This window comes from Bdellovibrio sp. HCB-162 (assembly GCF_047344985.1).
In the GTDB taxonomy this organism is placed as follows: Bacteria; Bdellovibrionota; Bdellovibrionia; order Bdellovibrionales; family Bdellovibrionaceae; genus Bdellovibrio.
This window is the reverse complement of record NZ_CP178861.1, coordinates 1,978,680-1,997,076: the sequence shown is the minus strand read 5'-3', so window position 1 is coordinate 1,997,076 and position 18,397 is coordinate 1,978,680. Positions and strand designations below refer to the sequence as shown.

Sequence of the window (18,397 nt, the reverse complement as noted above, 5' to 3'; positions counted from 1 at the left end):
GGCCGCCGTAGCTGAAGTAGCTCTTTAATATCTAATAAATTACTTTAAACTTCTATAAGCCGCTTCCAAAATCGGAATCAACTGGCCGCCACTTAAAAGTTTTCCATTAACAAACACAGTCGGAGTTCCTTGAATCTGTGCTGTTTTTCCTTCGTTCGCCATTTTGCGAATCAACTCTTGAGTGCCCGGATCTTTCACGCATGCTTTAAGTTCATCCGCTGAAAGTCCCACAGCCTTAGAAGCATCTTCAAGATTTTTATCTAAGTTCTGAGCCTGAATAACTTCCATTTGATTTTCAAAGAAGTAGTCATGAGTTGCCCAGCCTTTTTGGCTCATTTTCTCTGCGCACATCACTGCGGAAGCCAGTCCGCAAGAAATACCATCGCCACCACCCGTGATCGCTTCGTTGCATGTGCCATCAAGAGGGAAAGGCTTAAAGAGAAGCTTTACGTCCGGATGACTTTGTGTGAATGCATGGAGTGAGGGAGCTGCATGCTTACAATGCGGGCAGCGGAAGTCGGCAAATTCCACAATTGTCATCACAGGTTCACCAGAACCTTTTTGCAAAGAAAGGCCCGCTGAAAGATCAAAGTTTTGTTGAGGGGACGCCTGCCAGTAGGCGATTTTTTCTTTCGCTACTTTTTCGATTTCAGAAAAACCATGGCTTTCAAGGTACATAATATTTGCCAGGAATGCGAAAGCCGGGATTGCGATCAAGAAGCCGCCAACCCATCTTTCTGTTACAAAAATATCTTTGATATCATTCATAAGATTTGAAGCGCTCACATCTTCTGCGCCCATCCAGATACCGATGAAGCCGATGATTGAAAGGGCATAGGCACTTAAACAGAAGATGCAAAGATTAGACATCGTTGTTGAGATAAGGCCCATAACAACAGACGCAAGAACAGTGATTCCGGAAATAAGTAAAGCATATCTTGAAGTTTTCGCGCGATCTTGAACCATGTTAAAGCGAGTCACTGCAAGGAAGTAGAGAAGTACGATGTTGGTAACAACACCCCACATCGCCATTGGGACTCCCAGGAAGGCAGAGTACTTGCTGGCTGTCACAGCGTCGCAGTTCATCACTTCGTTGATGTTGCACACGGAGCCACCTTCAGCGCCGCCAAACTTTAACGCATAATAATGTTGCGTCAGGTAAGTATGAACGCCCACGGCGATTAAAGTAGTGAGCAAGGCCAAAAGAAGAAATTTGTTTTTGCTAGCTGTAGTTTTCATGTCCCCATTGAAACGTAGTTTCGTGTTTGAAATCAATCAAAATTATGTAAAAATCGGTAGACGCTATCAAGGAAGACAGCTTGAACGACTTACAGAAGTGGATACGCATTCGCAAAGATCTTTACCTGCAAATGAGAAAGCAGGTTCGTCATCGACTTGGAGAGGACACTCCCGAGTTGATGCACTACCACAAGGTCTATGATAAGGAATTCTCAAAAAAATGGACCGCTTCAACGAAAGAAGCCTTGTGGGAGCAAATGGCTCAATCCCAAGTCGTCATGGTGGGGGATTTTCACGCGCTTCATCAATCGCAAAAAGCCCAAGTTCGAATTTTGCGCCATATTCCGAAGGATCGTAAAATTATTTTGGCCGTTGAGTTTTTTGAGGCGGCAGATCAGGAGAAAATCAATAAATACCTCTCTGGCAAAATTTCTGAGCGGGAATTTCTAAAATCCGTTCAATGGCAAAGCAAATGGGGATTTCCCTGGGAGCATTATCGTCCCTTGTTGCGATGGGCACAGAAACATAAGATTTCTGTGCAGGGATTAAATAAGAGCTATAAAAAACGCAACGCTGCGACTTTAAAATCTCGTGATGTTTTTGCCGGGAAAAAAATCGCCGAATTGATTCGTCAGAATCCAGAGCATTTGGTTTTTGTGATTTACGGTGATTTGCATTTGGCGTCCTCGCACATTCCAAAAGAAATCGAAAATAATCTGGGGAGATCTTTTGGAAAGAAAATTCTGCGTATTTTTCAGAACGCCGAACAGATTTATTTTCAACTCCTCAATCGTGAACTTGAGGCGACCACAGATCTTGTGCGTATTTCCCAGAATACATTTTGCCTGATGAGTGTGCCTCCGTGGGTAAAATGGCAGAACTACCTCATGTATCTTGAGCAGGCTTACGATGTGGAACTTGATGACGATGATGACGACGACGACGATTCATTTTTGGATTACACAGATCATGTGGGTCGTTATGTGAAAATCATCTCTGAGGAATTAGGGCTGCCGGTGACCGACGCGAATTTGTCAGTCTATACCGCTCGCGACACCTCGTTTTGGAGTCAGGTGCGCGAGCATTATGACGCTAAAAAACTTCGTTGGATTGAATCTTTAATCGCGGAAGAAATGTCTTTTTATCTGCCGGAAATTGGCGCGGCCTATCTGGCTCGCGGCACGGTCAATCATGCGGCTTCTTTAGCGATGCGCTATGTGCATGCGCAAAGTAGCGGGACGAAAAGATTGTTAACCGAAATGCCGCAAGATTTTTTTGGATTTATCTGGCTTGAGGGTGTCGCTTATTTTGGTTCGAAAATTATCAATCACAAAAGAAAAACAGATACCGTTGCAGACATCAAAGCCAGTTTGTCTTCACGAGGACCTTCGGATCTGGGAAAAGAGGCGTTGCAATTGGCTCTTGCGCAGAAAATGCATGAGCTCATGGTGATCACCGGTGTGCCTCAACATCGCTTGCAGGCAAATCCACGTAAAAAGTGGAGCTATGTCTTGGCCGCAAATCTTCTGGGTGGAATGTTGGGTGAAAGACTCTATGGCGGATATCGAAAAAAAATGATTTCTCCTGCGACGATTGTGAATTTTCTAAAAAAGTCAGTGGATGGCAGCGGATTTAACGTGGCATACTATGATCTCTTAGAAGTTATTGAGTCATTGCCAGCGCCGTTTCATAGTAAAAGGGAAAAGTTATGAAGAACGTTTCTTGGTACTACAACCTGAATTTAAAACCGCAAGGTCCTTTGAGTTTTGAAGAAATGCGCGCGCGTATTCATCGCGGAGAGGTGGGTCCTTACGATTTGATTTCAAATGATGCGGATGGCTCATGGAGGCCGGCTTGTGAGTGGGGTGTTTTTGAAGTCACGTTGTTTCCGGCAACTCAAGCTTTCATGCAGGGGCAAGATATTGTTGAAGACGAAAAAGAATGGGTTCTTTTAGTTCCTGCCGTCGATGGCAAAGGTGTTTTGCAAGAAGGCCCTTTTTCAGTTCGCGAAATTCGCGAGGCCTTGCAAAATCACTCTGTGAATGGTCAGCAGTATGTTTGGAAGTCGGGTCTCAGCGGTTGGTGTCGTATCAAAGACAGACCCGAATTTGCAGCACTAGTTGAGAGCGTCCTTTAAATCTTTTCCCGGTTTAAAGCGCGGAACATAGGCGCTGGGAATTTTCACCGTTTCACCGGTTTTAGGATTACGGCCTTGGCGTGGTTTGCGGGCGCTGCGAGAGAAAGTGCCGAAACCCACAAGCTTCACTTCGTCGCCTTTTTTCAAGGCTTCTTGAATAACTTTAAGTGTGGCATCGAGGATTTGTTCTGATTGGCTTTTGGTAGTCTTTGTTTTTTCAGCAACGAGTTCAACCAACTGAGCTTTGTTCATGGGCACTTGTCCTTAACTCAAAGAATCCTAACCTAGAATTCTGAGCGAAGATGGTCAAGATAAATGCTGGTGCGCAGTCTAGGATGTGATGCAGAAAAGCTTATTAATGTTAAGTATCATGGATCTTTTTAAGGTACGCTTCTTTAATATAGACAAACATCCTGGAGGTTTGCAGTGACAGTTCTTATTGCGCTTCTCATGCCTTTGTTCAGCTTTGCCCAAGACGCAACCACAAGTGCAACACTTTATGATTTGAAATCCAATCAGGCGAAAAAACTTTACACTCTGGACGTGCAGTTAAGCGCTCAGGATGACGGTATCCACAGTAAGGCGACTTATAAAGATATCGATGGGAAAGAAGTCGTTCGCGAAGACGGTGTGGTTAAAGGGGCGCAAGTTCTACGCTATGAAATCAATCAAGGGCAGACTCAAGAAAAAGGACGCTTCGTTGTTGATGGAGATCTGATTCGCTTTGAGTACGAAGGAAAAGGAAAGAAGAAAAACGCCGAAGAAAAAATCAAAGGCCCTCTTCTTTCAACAGCCAACTTTAACGCTTTTGTCAAAGAGAATTGGGATAAATTAAACACCGGTAAAGGGATGGACGTCCGCTTCGCTGTTTGGGATCGTCTTGAAACGGTGGGTTTTACTTTGCAAAAAATGGGTGAAGTTGAAAAAGGCGGCGATAAGTGGATGGAGCTTCGCATGAAACCGACAAGTTTTATTATTGCCGCTTTGGTGGATCCTATTTTCTTGTGGTATGCGCAGTCGGATAAAAAGTTGATGTTGATGAAAGGCCGGGTGGCTCCGAAGCAATTGAAGGACGGGAAGTGGAAGGATCTCGATGCGGAAGCGGTCTATACCTATGACCAGAAGGCTGTCTCAAAATAAAACAGTCTCAATTTTTATCGGTTTTTGCCGATAAGTGAGACATGAAGAATCAAAACTCTTTATTCGTTGTTTTCTGTTTGTGTCTGACAGTAGGAATCATGGCTGCTTATGCGGGCTTTGTTGGACACTTTAATGGTCACGATCAGTACGAATTGCGCTTGGCTCAATTGCAAAAACAAGTGGAAAAAGAGAAGTTTAACAATGCTCTTTTAACTTATCAGTTAAAAGATTTTCAGCAGTCTGTCGCCCAAGTTCTTCCTGATGATAAAAAACTTCAAGCAAACTATGAGCTTCGTAATTTTGCGGCGGTCGTAAGATCGCCAGCGAGTGAAGATGCTATTGATTTGTCTGCGGTTCTCTATGAAAAGGGAAAGAAGTACTTTAACGATAAAGACTATGACAAAGCGATCAAAGAGTTTAACGGTCTTTTAGATAAATTCCCTTTGTCTCAGCATGGTGTTGAGGCGCATTTCTTTATTGCTGAGAGCTACTTCTTAAAGAAAGATTTCCGCAGCAGTCTTACTGAAATCGACAATATGGTGACTCAGTTTCCACAGCACGATTTGACGGGATTTATTCTTTTAAGAATGGGTCAAATCAGCGAGTTGAACAATCAAACAGAAGAAGCCTCTGAGATCTATAAAACTGTTTCTAAAAACTTCAAAAACGAAGACCTCAAGAAGCAGGCTAGAAAACTTGCGCAAAGTGTTGAGTACCGATGAAAAAGTGGGTTCGTCTAGCACTCTTTTTATTAGCTTTTCAAATGGAAGTCCGAGTGCGCGCTTCTGGCGAAGTGATGCAGCAGCCGTCGGCTTGTCTTAAATCAAAAGAGACTTGTGCGATTCAGGTGACGGGCTCTGGATTTCATCTTCTTCAAGATTCCTTAAAAATTCACGCCAGCGAAGGAGCGACACTGGTTCGCCTTTCTAATACGCAATGGCGTTTTGTTAAAGGCGCCTTGTGGATAGAAAAAGGAGCGAATGTCGAAGTCGAAACGCTTTATGGCAGCTTGAAAGCCAGTCAAGGACAGTACTGGGTGGTTGAACAAGGTGATCAGGTTTTGATTCGTAATGTTGACGCGACGTTAACGGTGACTTTGCGTGACGGAAAGTCCTTGGAAGTTCCTGAAGGTTTTGAATTTTGGATTTCCGGAATGAACTCAAAAGGTGTTTCTAGTTACGGTATGATCCAACCCATTGATATGAAAAATCATCTTCCTTTGTGGAATTCTTTATATCGCGGAAGCAAAGAAGACTTCGTGAAAGAGGTCACTCATTTGCGCGCCAATTGGGGAGACCTTACTGAAAAAAGCAGTTTGATTTACAAAACTGTGGTTCAGCGTGAAATCGCGTCTGAGCTTGCAAAGCAGAAGATCGTCGAGAAAAAAAAGCAACGTCTGGAAGCAGAGCGCCGCCAGGTGAAAGAACTTTACCGCCAAAGAGTCTTTGAACGCTAGACTTCGGTCTTAATTTTAAATTCCCATGAATGTGAATTGAAGTTTCTTGTCAGGCCTCATGTTAATCTGAGGTCTGGGAGGATAGGATGTCTTCTATTTCATCATCGGATCGCTCGCGTCAGGACGAACAAATTCGCCAAACTCGTGAAGAGTATGAGAATCGCGAAAGTGAAAACACCAAACGTCGTAACGCGGAAATCAAGCGTCTTGAAAAACGTCATAACGACGAAATCCGTAATATCACTGAAAATTATGAAGATCGCATCGCGGAATTGAAAGACCGCAATCGCGAAACTATGAATGACAAAGACTTTGAAAACAATCGCAAGATTGAAGAGGTTCGTCAGACCTACCGCGAAGCTTTGCGCAATAAAACAGAAGACGCTTACAACGCCCGTCAAATTCAAAAAGAAAGTTACGAAGGGGCTCTTCGTAAGCAAAAAGAAGTGTCTGAGTCGCAACGTGAAAACGTCACAAGCCAGCTGAACAATGAGATTGCGTCTCGTGACCAACAATTCCGCGATGCCGCTGAAGAAAACCGTCTTAAATCCCAAGAAGCTATTAAAAATAACGCGCGCAAGTTGAATGATGCGCATGAAAAAGAAAAAGATGCGATGTTGAATAGCTATCAGGAGATGTCGCAAGCAAAAGAACGTAATGCACGGGAAATGCGTAAGTCTTACGAATCTCGGTTGAACGCCAGTGAGCGTCAGCGTGAAGCTGATAACGCTCGTTGGTCGCAAAAATATGTCGATACCGTGAACAATAAGAATGAAGAGTTCGGCGACAATATTCGTATGAAGCAAATGATTATGAACGAAGAGCGTGAGGCGATCCGTGGTAAGTATGAAAATGCTTTAGATCAGAAAACAGCGGCCATCGACTCTCAAAACGAAGAGTTTCGTGATTCTGTGAATGATCGTGTGAATTCGCAAATTCGTTCCCGCGACAGTCAGATTCAGCGCTTAAGCAGTAAGCTTAATAATGAAATGTCTAAGAATGAACGTTTGCGCGGAATTGAGCGTCGCAACCTTACAAATGCGTATGAAAAACGCATGAATTTGGTGAATGAACAACGTGAAAATGCCGTGGATCATATGAAGGATCTTAACGATGAACGTATCGGTAAGGTTTTGGATGAAAATAGCAAGCTTTTGCGTAATGCCGACCGCGAAAATAAATCGCAGGTGAGTATTATGAATGCCCGTCATCGTGAAGAGCGCGAGAACTTGATTCAACAGCATAAGGATCAGGTGACCCAGGTTTCTAACAATGCCGAGGGTCGTGTGCAAAAGATTTTGGATCTAACTAATAAGAACCAAGATCAAATGGGTAAGTATTATTCGGACTCTTTAGAGACGATGAAAACAAACTACATGGACCGCATGGATGTGTATCGCGATAAAACCGTCGCCGATCAAGTTGCGACGAATAAAGTTATGACGGAGCGGTTTAGAAATATGGAAACCAATTTCAACTCCAAGCTTGAACAAACAGTGAAGAACTATGAGGACAAGTTGGCTCAGTTGAAAGAAGGTCAAGATCGAGAGATCAAACGCCTTGAGAATCTATATTCGCAACGTTCTGGTGATCGCGAGAAGGCTGCCAAGATGGAAAAAGAGTCTTTGGCTATGAAGTATGAAGCTAAAATTGCTCAACTCAACGAATCACACCAAGATCAGTTGGATAGAATGAATAGACGCCATCAGGAAGATATGCAAAACTTATCTGTGAAGATGAGTTCATATAGCAGGAAGGCGTAGAGGAATGTTAGCGGATCGTCGTGCAAAAATTGTGGCCACAATCGGGCCTGCGACTCGTGATGAAAAAAATCTAGAAAAAGCAATCAAGGCGGGCATGAACGTGGCTCGCCTTAACTTTTCCCATGGAAGCCATGAAGATCACCTCAAAGTGATTCATAGTCTTCGCAAACTGACCCAGGAACTTAAAGCTCCTGTGGCAATTCTTCAAGATTTGCAAGGACCTAAAATCCGTGTTGGAAAGTTTGAAAACGGCCTTATCGAAATCAAGCCTGGCGAAAAGGTTGTGATTACGACGGCGGCGGTTTTAGGAAAACCGGGTCTAATTCCTTCCGATTTTAAAGAACTTCCTTTGGCTTGTTCTATCGGCACTAAAATTCTTCTTGATGATGGTCTTTTGGAGCTGAAGGTGCTTCAAGTGCGTGGAGAAGAAGTTGATGCTGAAGTGGTTTATGGCGGAATTTTAAAAGACCGCAAAGGTATGAACTTGCCGGGCGTAAATCTGCCAGTGGACTGCATGACGCCGAAGGATCTTGAAGATCTTGAATTCGGTCTTAATAACAAAGTGGATTATGTAGCGTTGAGTTTTGTTCGTCACGCCCGTGACATTCGTAAACTTCGTGAATTGATTGAAGCTAAAAAATCTTCAGCGAAAATCGTGGCGAAAATTGAAATGGTGGAAGCTCTAGAAAATCTTGAAGAGATCTGCCGTTTAAGTGACGTAGTGATGGTGGCGCGAGGCGATTTGGCAGTGGAAGTCGGGCAAAGCCGTTTGCCGGGGTTCCAAAAACGTATCATCCAGGTTTGTAACCAGTTAGGTAAACCGGTTATCACGGCGACACAGATGCTTGATAGCATGGTTGAAAATCCTCGTCCAACAAGAGCCGAGATCACCGACGTGGCCAATGCCGTTTTGGACGGCTCAGATGCGTTGATGCTTTCAGCGGAATCAGCAAGTGGAAAGTATCCATTTAGATGTATTCGTACGATGCACGAAATTATCACGGAAGTGGAAAACAACGAGGAAGAGTATTACAAAATTTCTCTCGAGAATGAATTCCTAAGTGCGCCGGCAGCGATTGCAGCGAGTGCTTCGTTGAGCGCTTTGAAATTAAATGCAACAGCAATTATCTGTCTTACAACGTCAGGTAAAACAGCGAATATAATTTCAAGCTTCCGTCCGCGTGCGCGTGTGATTTCAATCACTCAGCATATGGATGTTTTAAATTCGATGGAAATGATGTGGGGAATTCAAACTCACGTTATTAAATCTTATAAAACGATGGAAGATATTCTTACTCAGGTTGATCAGTTGATGGTGACTCATGGTTTAGCAAAAACCGGCGACCGCGTGATTTTAACTTTGGGACAGCCGATTGCTCAAGGTGCAAAAACCAATTCAATCTATGTGCATACGGTGAACGGGGAGCAGTACTCAAAACTTCCTGACAGCCAGTTGCCTTTAAGATGTCAGACTATTCCAAATGTAGAATAAAAAAGGGAGCTTAAAGCTCCCTTTTTTAGTTTTTAATTCTCGAAGATTCTATTTTTGCTTCAAGAGAGCTTTCTCAAGTCTTTCAAGACGCGCTTTCAAATCCTGATTTTCTTTTTCAAGTTTTTGCACGCGAGCTTCTGTTTCAGTTTGTACGCTGGCTACTTGTCGCGAAACTTGTTTTACTTGAGCTTCGCAACGGTTTTGAGCATCAATACGTTCTTGATGTTCTTGTTTAAGAGCTTCGACTAAGACGGCGACGATATTTCCGTATTGAACGGCTTTGTATCCTGAGCTCGAGTCGGTGCGCACAAGTTCTGGATAAACTTTTTCAACTTCTTGTGCAATGAAACCCATGGTCTTTTGATCGTTTGCTTTCCAAGTGAAGTTCACACCGCGAAGCTGTAAAACTTTTTGAAGAGCTTCAGGTAAAGTCACGACGTCTTTTTTAAGACGCGCATCTGAAGTATACAAGAACTCTGTCGCTTTAACATTTCCCGCGACTTCTAATTTTTCGGAAGGCGAGGTCGTGCCGATTCCCACGTTTCCGGAATCCATAATGCGGAAGCGTTCTTGAGCTGCTCCTGTAGAGTCAGCAAGAGTGATTCCGAAAATGCCGCCGGAGCCCGTATTGTTCCGCATTGTCCAGACGGAGTTCTTCCAAGCTCCTCCGGTATAAAAATCCATATTTGTTACAGAGTAAGCCGCTGTCGAAGGATTTCTAAGAATGAAACCTGTTTCATTCGCGCTAGATCCCGCTGTCGTAATATCCAATCTAGCTGAGGGGCTTGTTAACCCGATACCCACACCTGTCGTTGTGACGTTAAGACCACTGGTTGCAAGGCCACCAGGAGCGAGAGAAATTGTAGAGGCATCAATTTGTAGAGCATTGTAGGCGCTCGTGTTGCGATTGTATGAAGAGATGCCTGTGGCTCCGCCTGGCCAATCACCCGGCCAGATCTCAAGGCCTTCAGCTCCGCTTTTTGAAACAACAAATTTACCCAATGGATTTGTCGTTCCGATGCCAAGATTTCCCGCAGAGGTTACACGCACTTTTTCTGTGCCGGCTGTTGCTAAAGACAATGCATCCGCCGTTGGAGAATACATACCTGTATTAGGATCTGAAACAAAAGAGAAAGCAGGTGAACCTGCAGAACCAAGACTGCTGGAAGCAAAGCCCGCGGCCGTTGCAACTCCACCTACAGTCATATTATTTGTGACGGAAAGTCCCGTGCCTGCGCCGCTGGCTGTGAGAGTGCCTGTGAAAGTTTTGTTTCCGGCAATTGTTGTTTGATTTGTTGAAGTGTCAACATACGCTCCGGGATTGAATGCCGTTCCACCAATATTGATGGAAGTCGCATTGAACGAACCATTCACGTCCAATGTATAACCTGGAGTCGTTGTGCCGATACCCACTTTGCCAGCGGTATCGATGCGAACTCTTTCAGAACCATTCACTGTAAATGTTGTCGGCGCATTTCCTGAAGTCAGGCCGAGGCCATTTCCTGAGAAAACTCGAATGTCATTGTTGGCTGGAGATGAGTCGCCAAAGAAACCGTACTCCGTTCCTGCCGAGTCGCGAAGACTTACGCCCGCTGTTGCTGCCACACCGGTGTCGTTGGAGTCTTCGATGGTTAAATAAGGAGTCGGGTATTTCACTGTAAAGACAGCAGGAAAAGTTGGTGCGGCTCCAGCGTAAATATAACCAGTTGATTGAACTGTGAATCTATTTGTAGATGCCGTAGAAATGCTCAATTCGTTGGCGGCGGAGCGATAGATACCTGTGTTAGGGCTTGAATTGAAGGCGAGGCTCGGGTTCGCAGCAGTACCGTCAGCAAGTTTTAATGGAGCTGTCATTGGAACTGTACCGTTTGCCAGTAAATCGCCGCCCGCAGGCCAAGCACTGCGGCAGTTTGTTCCGATACAAAGCTCCGTCCCTTTCACTCGTCCAGCGACTTCAAGCATTTCCGTCGGATTGTTTGTGCCAATACCTACGTTACCGTTGCGATCAATGCGCATTCTTTCTGTGCCGAGAGTGGTATTCTTAGTTGGTGTTGTATAAAAAATAATGTTTTGAGCGGCGGCCTGTGTAGACATATTCGTGCTACCACCCACAAGAACTTCATCGCGGTCCAAATAGGAGTTACCACCAATCAAAGTATAAACTTTATCCGTCGCAGAATCATAAGCTGGAGCTTGCGCCAAAGACTCGTGTTTGTTCACTCCATTGCCGACGTAATCACCGAGTAAAATGGAAGTGTTTGTCGAGTTCGTGATATTCAGAGGAGCTGAAGGTGTCGCTGTTTTAATACCGACGTTTCCTGCATTATAGTAAATATTTGATCCCGAAGTGACCCACTGGCTGGCAGCTCCCGTCGGAAGAACAGAAGGATTTAATTTTCCACTGCCATCCAGTTGTGGAATCTGATTGGCTCCCGTTCCTGCATCAACAACAAGGTTTCCGGAGTTTGTTGTCAGACCATTGCCAATGCTAAGACCAATATTAGTTCCCGTATCAACGAGAGGGGCTGTCACGCCAAGAGTTGTGTAGGCTGCAGCTCCGGTGCGTTTCACAATACCTGTTGAGCTTAAAGACGCGATCTCAGTTGCGGAGACATCTCCATATTCAAGGCCTGAAGTCGTTGCTGAGTTGGCGCGCAGATATTTAAAATCTGCTCCGACAGGAAGACGAATGTTATTTGTCGCATCACGGGTGACTAAATCACCTTTAGTCGTTAAAGGACTTAGAGCATTAAACGCGGCTTGCGCTGTTGTTTGTCCGGTTCCACCTTTGTTAATGGGAACCGCCGCACTTAAATTTGCAGGATTTAAATTGGTAACAAGGCTTCCATCCACAGCAGGAATCTGCGAAGAACCATTCAATTGAAGAATTTGGCCCGCTCCTGTGCCGACGTTGACATTGAGTGTGCCCACTGAAGTGATCGTTCCCCCAGGACCCGCACCCACATTAAGACCAGTGCCCGCAGTGACGGAAGTCACAGAGCCCGCACTGGCGGCAACCCACGAAAGATTTCCGCTTCCGTCGTTAGATAAAACTTTTCCAGCGCTGCTGGCGTTTGTTGGCCATACAACTGAGAAGTTCGCCGCTGCCGCCGGATCTAAATTAAATTTCACAGTCTTGTTTGAAGCATTGCGAATATATAAATCGGTCGCATAAGTTTCATTGGAGTTAATTTGATTTGCAGAAATATTGCGCGCAGAAAAGTCACCGCTAGAGTCACGTAAAACCAAAGTGTCTGGTGTATTTGCAGACGTGCCCGTTGTTGCCGAGTTTGCCACTTTTCCAGCTGTTGCGATGGTTGCAAGTTTTGTGTCGACAATCGCTGCTGTTGCAGAGATATCGGCATTCACAATTTCGCCATCTTTGATTTTCGCGGATGTCACGGCGTTGTCGGCAAGTTTAGATTCGTCGATTTTTCCAGCACCCACAGTAGGATTTGGATAAGTGCCAGTAAGATCCCCGCCGGCGGCTCCGCTTGCAGGAATTCCAGAAATATCTACCTCTGTCACAGCCGTAATGCGACCTTTGTTGTCGTATGTGATTTGCGGAACTTTTGTTGCAGTTCCTTTTGTACCGCCAGTCACAACGTCTTTTAAAGCGACAGAGCCTGTAGATGTGATCGTTCCACCGGTGAAATCGCTCGGCGAGAATGCAATGGAAGTGACTCCGTTTGTTGCTGAAGTGATGTACTGGGTCGAGGAGCCATTGATCAAATCCATCAACTCATTAAAGTTGGCTACAGTTAAAGGCGCTACTGTGCCATCACTGACGCGCAAAAGATTTTGTGAAGTGTATCCAGAGATTTGATAAGACTCGATAGCAAAAGGAACGTAAGAAATATTTTGTGAAGGAATAGTTTCAATCGTCGGACTTGAAAGTGTGAGATCTTCAAAACTCACGACAATTTTACGATCGTCATCTGCATTCGGAGAATAAGTTCCGCCCGTACAACCGGAAAGCCCCGTAAAGCTTCCACGATTTGTAAATACAGAACTAAGTGAAGAGCCAACATAGTTATGAATCTGTGGCGCTGGAGCAGAACCGATGTTTAAAGAGAAAACTCCAGAAGAAGAAGCGAGGTTGACGGTTTGTGTTTCTTGATAAAGAAGGCAGTCGTTGTAACTTTTAATTTCGATTGTGAAGCGAACGTTGCTGGAATCCAATGGAGTGCCATCAGGTTTTAAAATTCTTCCCTGGTAGGTAAGGCCGATGCCAGCAAAAGCTATGGAGTGCGAAAGAAAAACAACGGTCGCAATGATCCATTTTTGCAGGAACTTTCCGGTTACGTTCATAAAGTTCTCCGTTTTATAGAGAACTTATCGGTATTTACGGATCTTTTTTTGAATGGATTCGAGCGCTTATAGAGGAAAACTCATTAAATATTTGCCAAGTTTTCACAAGCAACGTCTCAGTTTGAGAAACTCTCGACCTTTTATCTGAGCTTTCGTTTTAGATTATTAACGATAGTCCAGTTGCGGGCCAAAGATTCCACGTCCTCCAAAGAGATCATGATGTAGACGCCTTGCTCATCCATGATCTTCTCTGTGAGATATTTTTTCTCAATCAAAGGATTCACGTCGTCAGAGCGAATGAGGTTTCCTGTTTCTTTCATGGATTCATTTTGTACATCATTCAAATTCACTTTGCGGAAACCTTTGTTGTTAGGTTCCACTCGGCGCGCGAATAAAAGAATTCCATTAAGAACTTTTACTTCGCCATCGGTCAAAGCCGGCAAGCGGTCTTTTTCCTGTTTAAAGAGCCACTCGTTATACCAATCCACGAAAGAAAAAAGTTCCTGAGGTTTGGAGTTGATGATTTTCTGAGTTCCATCACCACGGTCTTCTTGCACGATATAACCGAGATCCGTCAAAGCATTCACCACGCTTTGCATTTTGTTGGTGGCTTCCTGGAAAATTTGAATTGTGTAGTTGCGAAGAAGAACAGAAGAAAAACTAACACCGCCGCCTTCTTCCGGTTTTCCATATTTGTGACCGACAAGATTTAAGATCGAAATATATTTATTCACGATATGAGGCGGGAAGCGCTCTTCATCAGGGTTGGCGTTTTCAAGAATTTTAATTTTCTTATTCGCCTCACGCAGATTTTCATTCAGCGTTTTCATGATCGCGCGCACCCACACAGGCAGCTGATCCATTTGTTTTGTCAGAGACTCATAGGGGAGAGCGATCACTTCAGAATCTTTTGTCGCCTTTACATTGGCACTGCGAGGTTTGTTGTCGAAGAGAGCCATTTCTCCCACCATCGCACCCGCATTGATTTCTGCAAGAACGACTTCGGAAGTGCCTTTGGTTTTTGTAACCGCAAAAGTTCCGGATTTAATGATGTACATAGCATCAGGTGCATCGCCATCACGAAACAAATAAGTATCTTTTGCGATTTTTTTAGCTTCAGCCACGTGCGGACCTCTCTTGATTGAAATTTATTATCTCATCAAAAAAGGGAGAGCGGCAATAGGATGGGATTATATCGAGACAACCCCGACCTAAGATCGGGGTTGTTGTTATCTTAGAATTTCATGGGCTTGCAGTCAGGAGCGATTGTCATCTTTCCTTCTGTGGCCGCAAGAACTTTCTCAGGGGTTAAGTCTGGAGCGTACTCTTTCAGAACAAAACCTTGAGGTGTGACTTCGATCACGCCGAAATCGCTGACGATTTTTTTGATGCAGTTCACACCTGTTAAAGGAAGCGTGCACTTTTTGCGAAGTTTAGAGTTTCCTTCTTTATCCGTGTGTTGCATGGCCACGATCACATTGCGAGCGCCCGCAACAAGATCCATGGCGCCGCCCATACCTTTCACCATTTTGCCTGGAACCATCCAGTTCGCGATGCTGCCAGTTTCATCAACTTCCATCGCACCCAAAACAGTGAGGTCCACGTGACCACCTCGAATCATCGCAAAGCTGTCAGCGCTTGAAAAGAAACTGGCTCCCGGAAGAGCTGTCACAGTTTGTTTTCCAGCGTTGATAAGGTCCGGATCGACTTCGGATTCACGAGGAAAAGGCCCCATTCCCAAAAGACCGTTCTCGCTTTGTAACATAACGAATTTGTCTTTCGGGATGTAGTTGGCAACCAAAGTAGGAATACCAATTCCCAAATTTACGCAGTAACCATCTTCAACTTCTTGAGCAATACGCTGAGCGATTTGTTCTCTGTTTAAAGGCATGACTAATCCTTTCTCACCGTTTTTTGCTCGATACGTTTTTCGTAATTCGTACCTTGGAAGATACGTTGCACGTAAACGCCCGGAGTGTGAACTTGATCTGGATCGAGTTCGCCAATTTCAACCAACTCTTCAACTTCAACCACGGTGATTTTACCCGCTGTTGCGGCCATCGGATTAAAATTGCGAGCGGTTTTTCTGAAAATCAAATTTCCGAACTTGTCGCCCTTCCAGGCTTTGACGAAAGCAAAGTCGCCTTTGATTCCACGCTCAAGAACGTAATCGCGTCCGTCGAATTGTTTGATTTCTTTTCCTTCAGCAACCAAAGTTCCTACTCCCGTCGGCGTGTAAAAACCAGCGATCCCCGCACCACCGGCGCGAATACGCTCTGCCAAAGTTCCTTGAGGGCAGAATTCCAATTCGAGTTCGCCGCTCATGTAAAGTTTTTCAAAAAGAGCATTTTCGCCCACGTAAGAAGAAATCATTTTTTTGATCTGACGGTTTTGCAAAAGCTGACCCAAACCAAAATCATCCACACCGGCGTTGTTAGAAACACAAGTGAGATTTTTAACGCCCATGTCGCGCAAGACGGCGATGCAATTCTCGGGGATTCCGCAAAGGCCGAATCCACCAAGAACCAAAGTCATTCCATCTTTAACGTCAAAGAGCGCACTCTTTGCATCTTTAAAGACTTTTTTGCTCATAAGGCTTAAACCTTCTCAATGATCAAGGCGACAGCTTCACCGCCACCGATGCACAAAGTTGCAAGACCATAGCGCTTATTGTGTGTGTGAAGAGCATGAACAAGAGTGGCCAAGATGCGAGCGCCAGAAGCACCGATCGGGTGACCGATAGCCACGGCACCACCGTGGATGTTTACTTTTGCCGCTGGGATTTCAAGTTCTTTCATCGCCACTTGAGTCACAACTGCAAACGCTTCGTTGATCTCCCAAAGATCGATATCCGCAATCTTAAGACCGGCTTTGTTCAAAGCACCACGGATCGCGCCCACAGGAGCTGTCGTGAAGTATTTTGGATCGTGCGCGAATGTTCCGTGCGCTACGATTTTTGCCAAAGGTTTGATGCCGCGTTTTTTCGCTTCGCTTTCTGCCATCAAAACGTGAGCCGCAGCTCCGTCATTGATTTTAGAAGCGTTCGCCGCAGTGATTGTTCCCGCTTTATCGAAAGCAGGTTTCAAACCAGGAATTTTATCGAAGTTTGTATTGAACGGCTCTTCATCTTTATCAATTGTTACAGCGCCTTTTTTGCCTTCAACAACAACGGCTGCGATTTCATTTTTGAAAAGGCCTTTGTTCCAGGCGTCTTGTGCTTTTTTGTAAGAGTCGATCGCGAAAGCATCTTGTTCTTCACGAGTGAAGCCATGTTCTTTTACACAGATCTCTGCTGCATTACCCATGTGGAAATTGTTGTACGGATCCCAAAGACCGTCTTTGATCATGGAGTCTGTCATTTGTGTCGGTCCCATGCGGTAACCAGAGCGAGAATTTTCAAGCAAGTGCGGAGCCAAAGTCATGTTCTCTTGACCACCAGCCACGGCGATTTTTGTATTACCAAGGGCGATAGAATCTGCCGCCAACATCACAGCTTTAAGGCCAGATCCGCAAACTTTATTGATCGTCATGCATGGAGTTGAATTTTTAAGTCCAGCGTACAACGCCGCTTGACGAGCCGGAGCTTGACCAACACCTGCAGTCAAAACTTCACCCATAATGCATTCGTCGATTTCATTTGCGGAAACACCCGCACGAGAAATAGCTTCTTTAATAGCAATTGCACCGAGCTTTGGTGCAGCAAGAGTAGAGTAACCACCTTGGAACGTTGCTACAGGAGTTCTTACGCTGCTCACAATTACGACATTTTCCATTTTTCACCTCTATTAGTTTGTAAATGCCCGCATACTTTTTTATATTTTAACGACAGAGTCAAACTTGTAGGGGGTCAACGCATGTCAGCGATCAGCATCATTCTCGCTCATCTTCTATTTCATCCTGTTATGGCAGCCACTTATGAAGTCCCTGTCGCAGAGGGAGATCGTCTGGTCCTCAAAGGATTAGAAGCCCAGGTGCAGGTTGTGGGACAGGTCGGCAATTCTTTGAAAGTATCGGGCGTAGAAGAGTCCGGCACCGAGGGCGTTTTTGTCGTTACAAAAAAAGATAATATCATCGAAGTGAAAATGAATGAATATGCCGGGAAAAGATCCTGGCTGAACATCTTGCCCAAAGCCGTTTCACAAATGAAAAAAATTGAAATTTGGGGACCTTCTATTCCTGCTGACATTCAGTTGCGCGGCGGCTCGGTGGTCGCACAAAAATGGAGCAAAGACTTGAAAGTGAGCGTGACTCAAGGGCGTGTCAGTTCCGTGGGCGGAGCGGGTTCCTTGCAAGTGTACGTGCAAAAAGGTGACGTGAATATTCAAGATCATACGGGCAAAGTGTCAGCGGACTCTTACTCGGGTTCCATGGCTCTTAAAAACGTTCAAGGCGATGTGGACGCGAGTCTTTTTGCGGGTTCGTTGAATATTGAAAAGGTGAGAGGATTCCTGTCTCTTTCGACTCAGCAATCCAATAGCAAAGTGAATTTGAGCAGCGGTACAATTCAGTTTGAAAACGGCAAAGGCACGATGAATATTCAAGCGTTCCAGGGCCGCATGGAAGGACAAAATCAAGAAGGCGCTGTCGCGATCACGATGCTTTTGGACTCGGAAGTCGACGTGAAAACGAAATCAGGAAAGGTGAGTGTGCAAACGCCGCCATCATCGGGCGTGTCTTTGAATTTGCTCACAACTGAAGGAGAGATCCTAGTTCCCTCAGAAATCAAGGTGACTAAATTGAGTGCAGAGAAAAGTGTTCGTGGGCGCTTGCGGGGCGACGCACAAAGAGGTAGTATTTTTGTGCGCAGTCAAGACGGCACAATTTCAGTGAAATGAGTTGACGCCCCTCTTTAAATGATT

The 18,397-nt window shown here is 44.9% G+C and carries 15 protein-coding genes; 8 read left to right on the top strand and 7 right to left on the bottom strand.

Annotated features, from left to right (window positions below; genetic code table 11):
* Positions 1-39 precede the first annotated feature (39 nt).
* On the bottom strand, positions 40-1,239 hold the full coding sequence (locus ACLSSO_RS09765; protein WP_413942649.1) for a DsbA family protein: 1,200 nt from the start codon (positions 1,237-1,239) through the stop codon (positions 40-42).
* An 80-nt stretch (positions 1,240-1,319) separates the two neighbouring features.
* Between ACLSSO_RS09765 and ACLSSO_RS09760 the strand changes: the two genes are divergently transcribed.
* Entirely contained in the window at positions 1,320-2,951 is a 1,632-nt protein-coding gene (locus ACLSSO_RS09760) for a ChaN family lipoprotein (protein ID WP_295900743.1), read from the top strand.
* The gene (locus tag ACLSSO_RS09755; protein ID WP_295900746.1) at positions 2,948-3,376 is read left to right on the top strand and encodes a DUF4339 domain-containing protein; all 429 of its coding nucleotides are present in this window, start codon (positions 2,948-2,950) and stop codon (positions 3,374-3,376) included. Before ACLSSO_RS09760 ends, ACLSSO_RS09755 begins: the two co-directional genes overlap by 4 nt.
* On the opposite strand, the gene ACLSSO_RS09750 is transcribed toward ACLSSO_RS09755, so the two are convergent.
* Positions 3,356-3,628, bottom strand: coding sequence for an HU family DNA-binding protein (locus ACLSSO_RS09750; protein WP_295900749.1), 273 nt, complete (start codon positions 3,626-3,628; stop codon positions 3,356-3,358). The genes ACLSSO_RS09755 and ACLSSO_RS09750 overlap by 21 nt on opposite strands.
* Before the next feature lie 174 nt (positions 3,629-3,802).
* On the opposite strand from ACLSSO_RS09750, the gene ACLSSO_RS09745 reads away from it, so the two are divergent.
* The 5 genes from ACLSSO_RS09745 (at position 3,803) to pyk (ending at position 9,227) form a co-directional block, all read left to right on the top strand.
* A complete protein-coding gene (locus ACLSSO_RS09745; RefSeq protein WP_413942648.1) occupies positions 3,803-4,516 on the top strand; it encodes a hypothetical protein in 714 nt (237 codons plus the stop codon).
* Between the two features lie 41 nt (positions 4,517-4,557).
* Complete coding sequence (locus ACLSSO_RS09740; protein ID WP_295900755.1) at positions 4,558-5,238, top strand: outer membrane protein assembly factor BamD; 681 nt, start codon at positions 4,558-4,560, stop codon at positions 5,236-5,238.
* A complete protein-coding gene (locus tag ACLSSO_RS09735) occupies positions 5,235-5,972 on the top strand; it encodes a hypothetical protein (protein WP_413942647.1) in 738 nt (245 codons plus the stop codon). The genes ACLSSO_RS09740 and ACLSSO_RS09735 overlap by 4 nt, the downstream gene beginning before the upstream one ends.
* Before the next feature lie 86 nt (positions 5,973-6,058).
* Positions 6,059-7,735, top strand: coding sequence for a hypothetical protein (locus ACLSSO_RS09730; protein ID WP_295900760.1), 1,677 nt, complete (start codon positions 6,059-6,061; stop codon positions 7,733-7,735).
* 4 nt (positions 7,736-7,739) lie between these two features.
* Complete coding sequence (pyk, locus tag ACLSSO_RS09725; RefSeq protein WP_295900763.1) at positions 7,740-9,227, top strand: pyruvate kinase; 1,488 nt, start codon at positions 7,740-7,742, stop codon at positions 9,225-9,227.
* Positions 9,228-9,275: 48 nt separating this feature from the next.
* Here the strand turns inward: pyk and ACLSSO_RS09720 are convergent, their stop codons facing one another.
* From ACLSSO_RS09720 to ACLSSO_RS09700, 5 genes are all read right to left on the bottom strand, one after another.
* Complete coding sequence (locus tag ACLSSO_RS09720) at positions 9,276-13,538, bottom strand: tail fiber domain-containing protein (RefSeq protein ID WP_413942646.1); 4,263 nt, start codon at positions 13,536-13,538, stop codon at positions 9,276-9,278.
* A gap of 140 nt (positions 13,539-13,678) precedes the next feature.
* A complete protein-coding gene (locus ACLSSO_RS09715; protein ID WP_413942645.1) occupies positions 13,679-14,662 on the bottom strand; it encodes a cyclic nucleotide-binding domain-containing protein in 984 nt (327 codons plus the stop codon).
* A 110-nt stretch (positions 14,663-14,772) separates the two neighbouring features.
* Positions 14,773-15,429, bottom strand: a complete 657-nt coding sequence (locus ACLSSO_RS09710; protein ID WP_413942644.1) for a CoA transferase subunit B — start codon at positions 15,427-15,429, stop codon at positions 14,773-14,775.
* Between the two features lie 2 nt (positions 15,430-15,431).
* On the bottom strand, positions 15,432-16,130 hold the full coding sequence (locus tag ACLSSO_RS09705) for a CoA transferase subunit A (RefSeq protein WP_295900772.1): 699 nt from the start codon (positions 16,128-16,130) through the stop codon (positions 15,432-15,434).
* Between the two features lie 5 nt (positions 16,131-16,135).
* A complete protein-coding gene (locus ACLSSO_RS09700; protein ID WP_295900774.1) occupies positions 16,136-17,311 on the bottom strand; it encodes a thiolase family protein in 1,176 nt (391 codons plus the stop codon).
* Positions 17,312-17,392: 81 nt separating this feature from the next.
* On the opposite strand from ACLSSO_RS09700, the gene ACLSSO_RS09695 reads away from it, so the two are divergent.
* Positions 17,393-18,373: a DUF4097 family beta strand repeat-containing protein gene (locus tag ACLSSO_RS09695; RefSeq protein ID WP_413942643.1), complete on the top strand. Its 981-nt coding sequence runs from the start codon at positions 17,393-17,395 to the stop codon at positions 18,371-18,373.
* Positions 18,374-18,397: the final 24 nt, after the last annotated feature.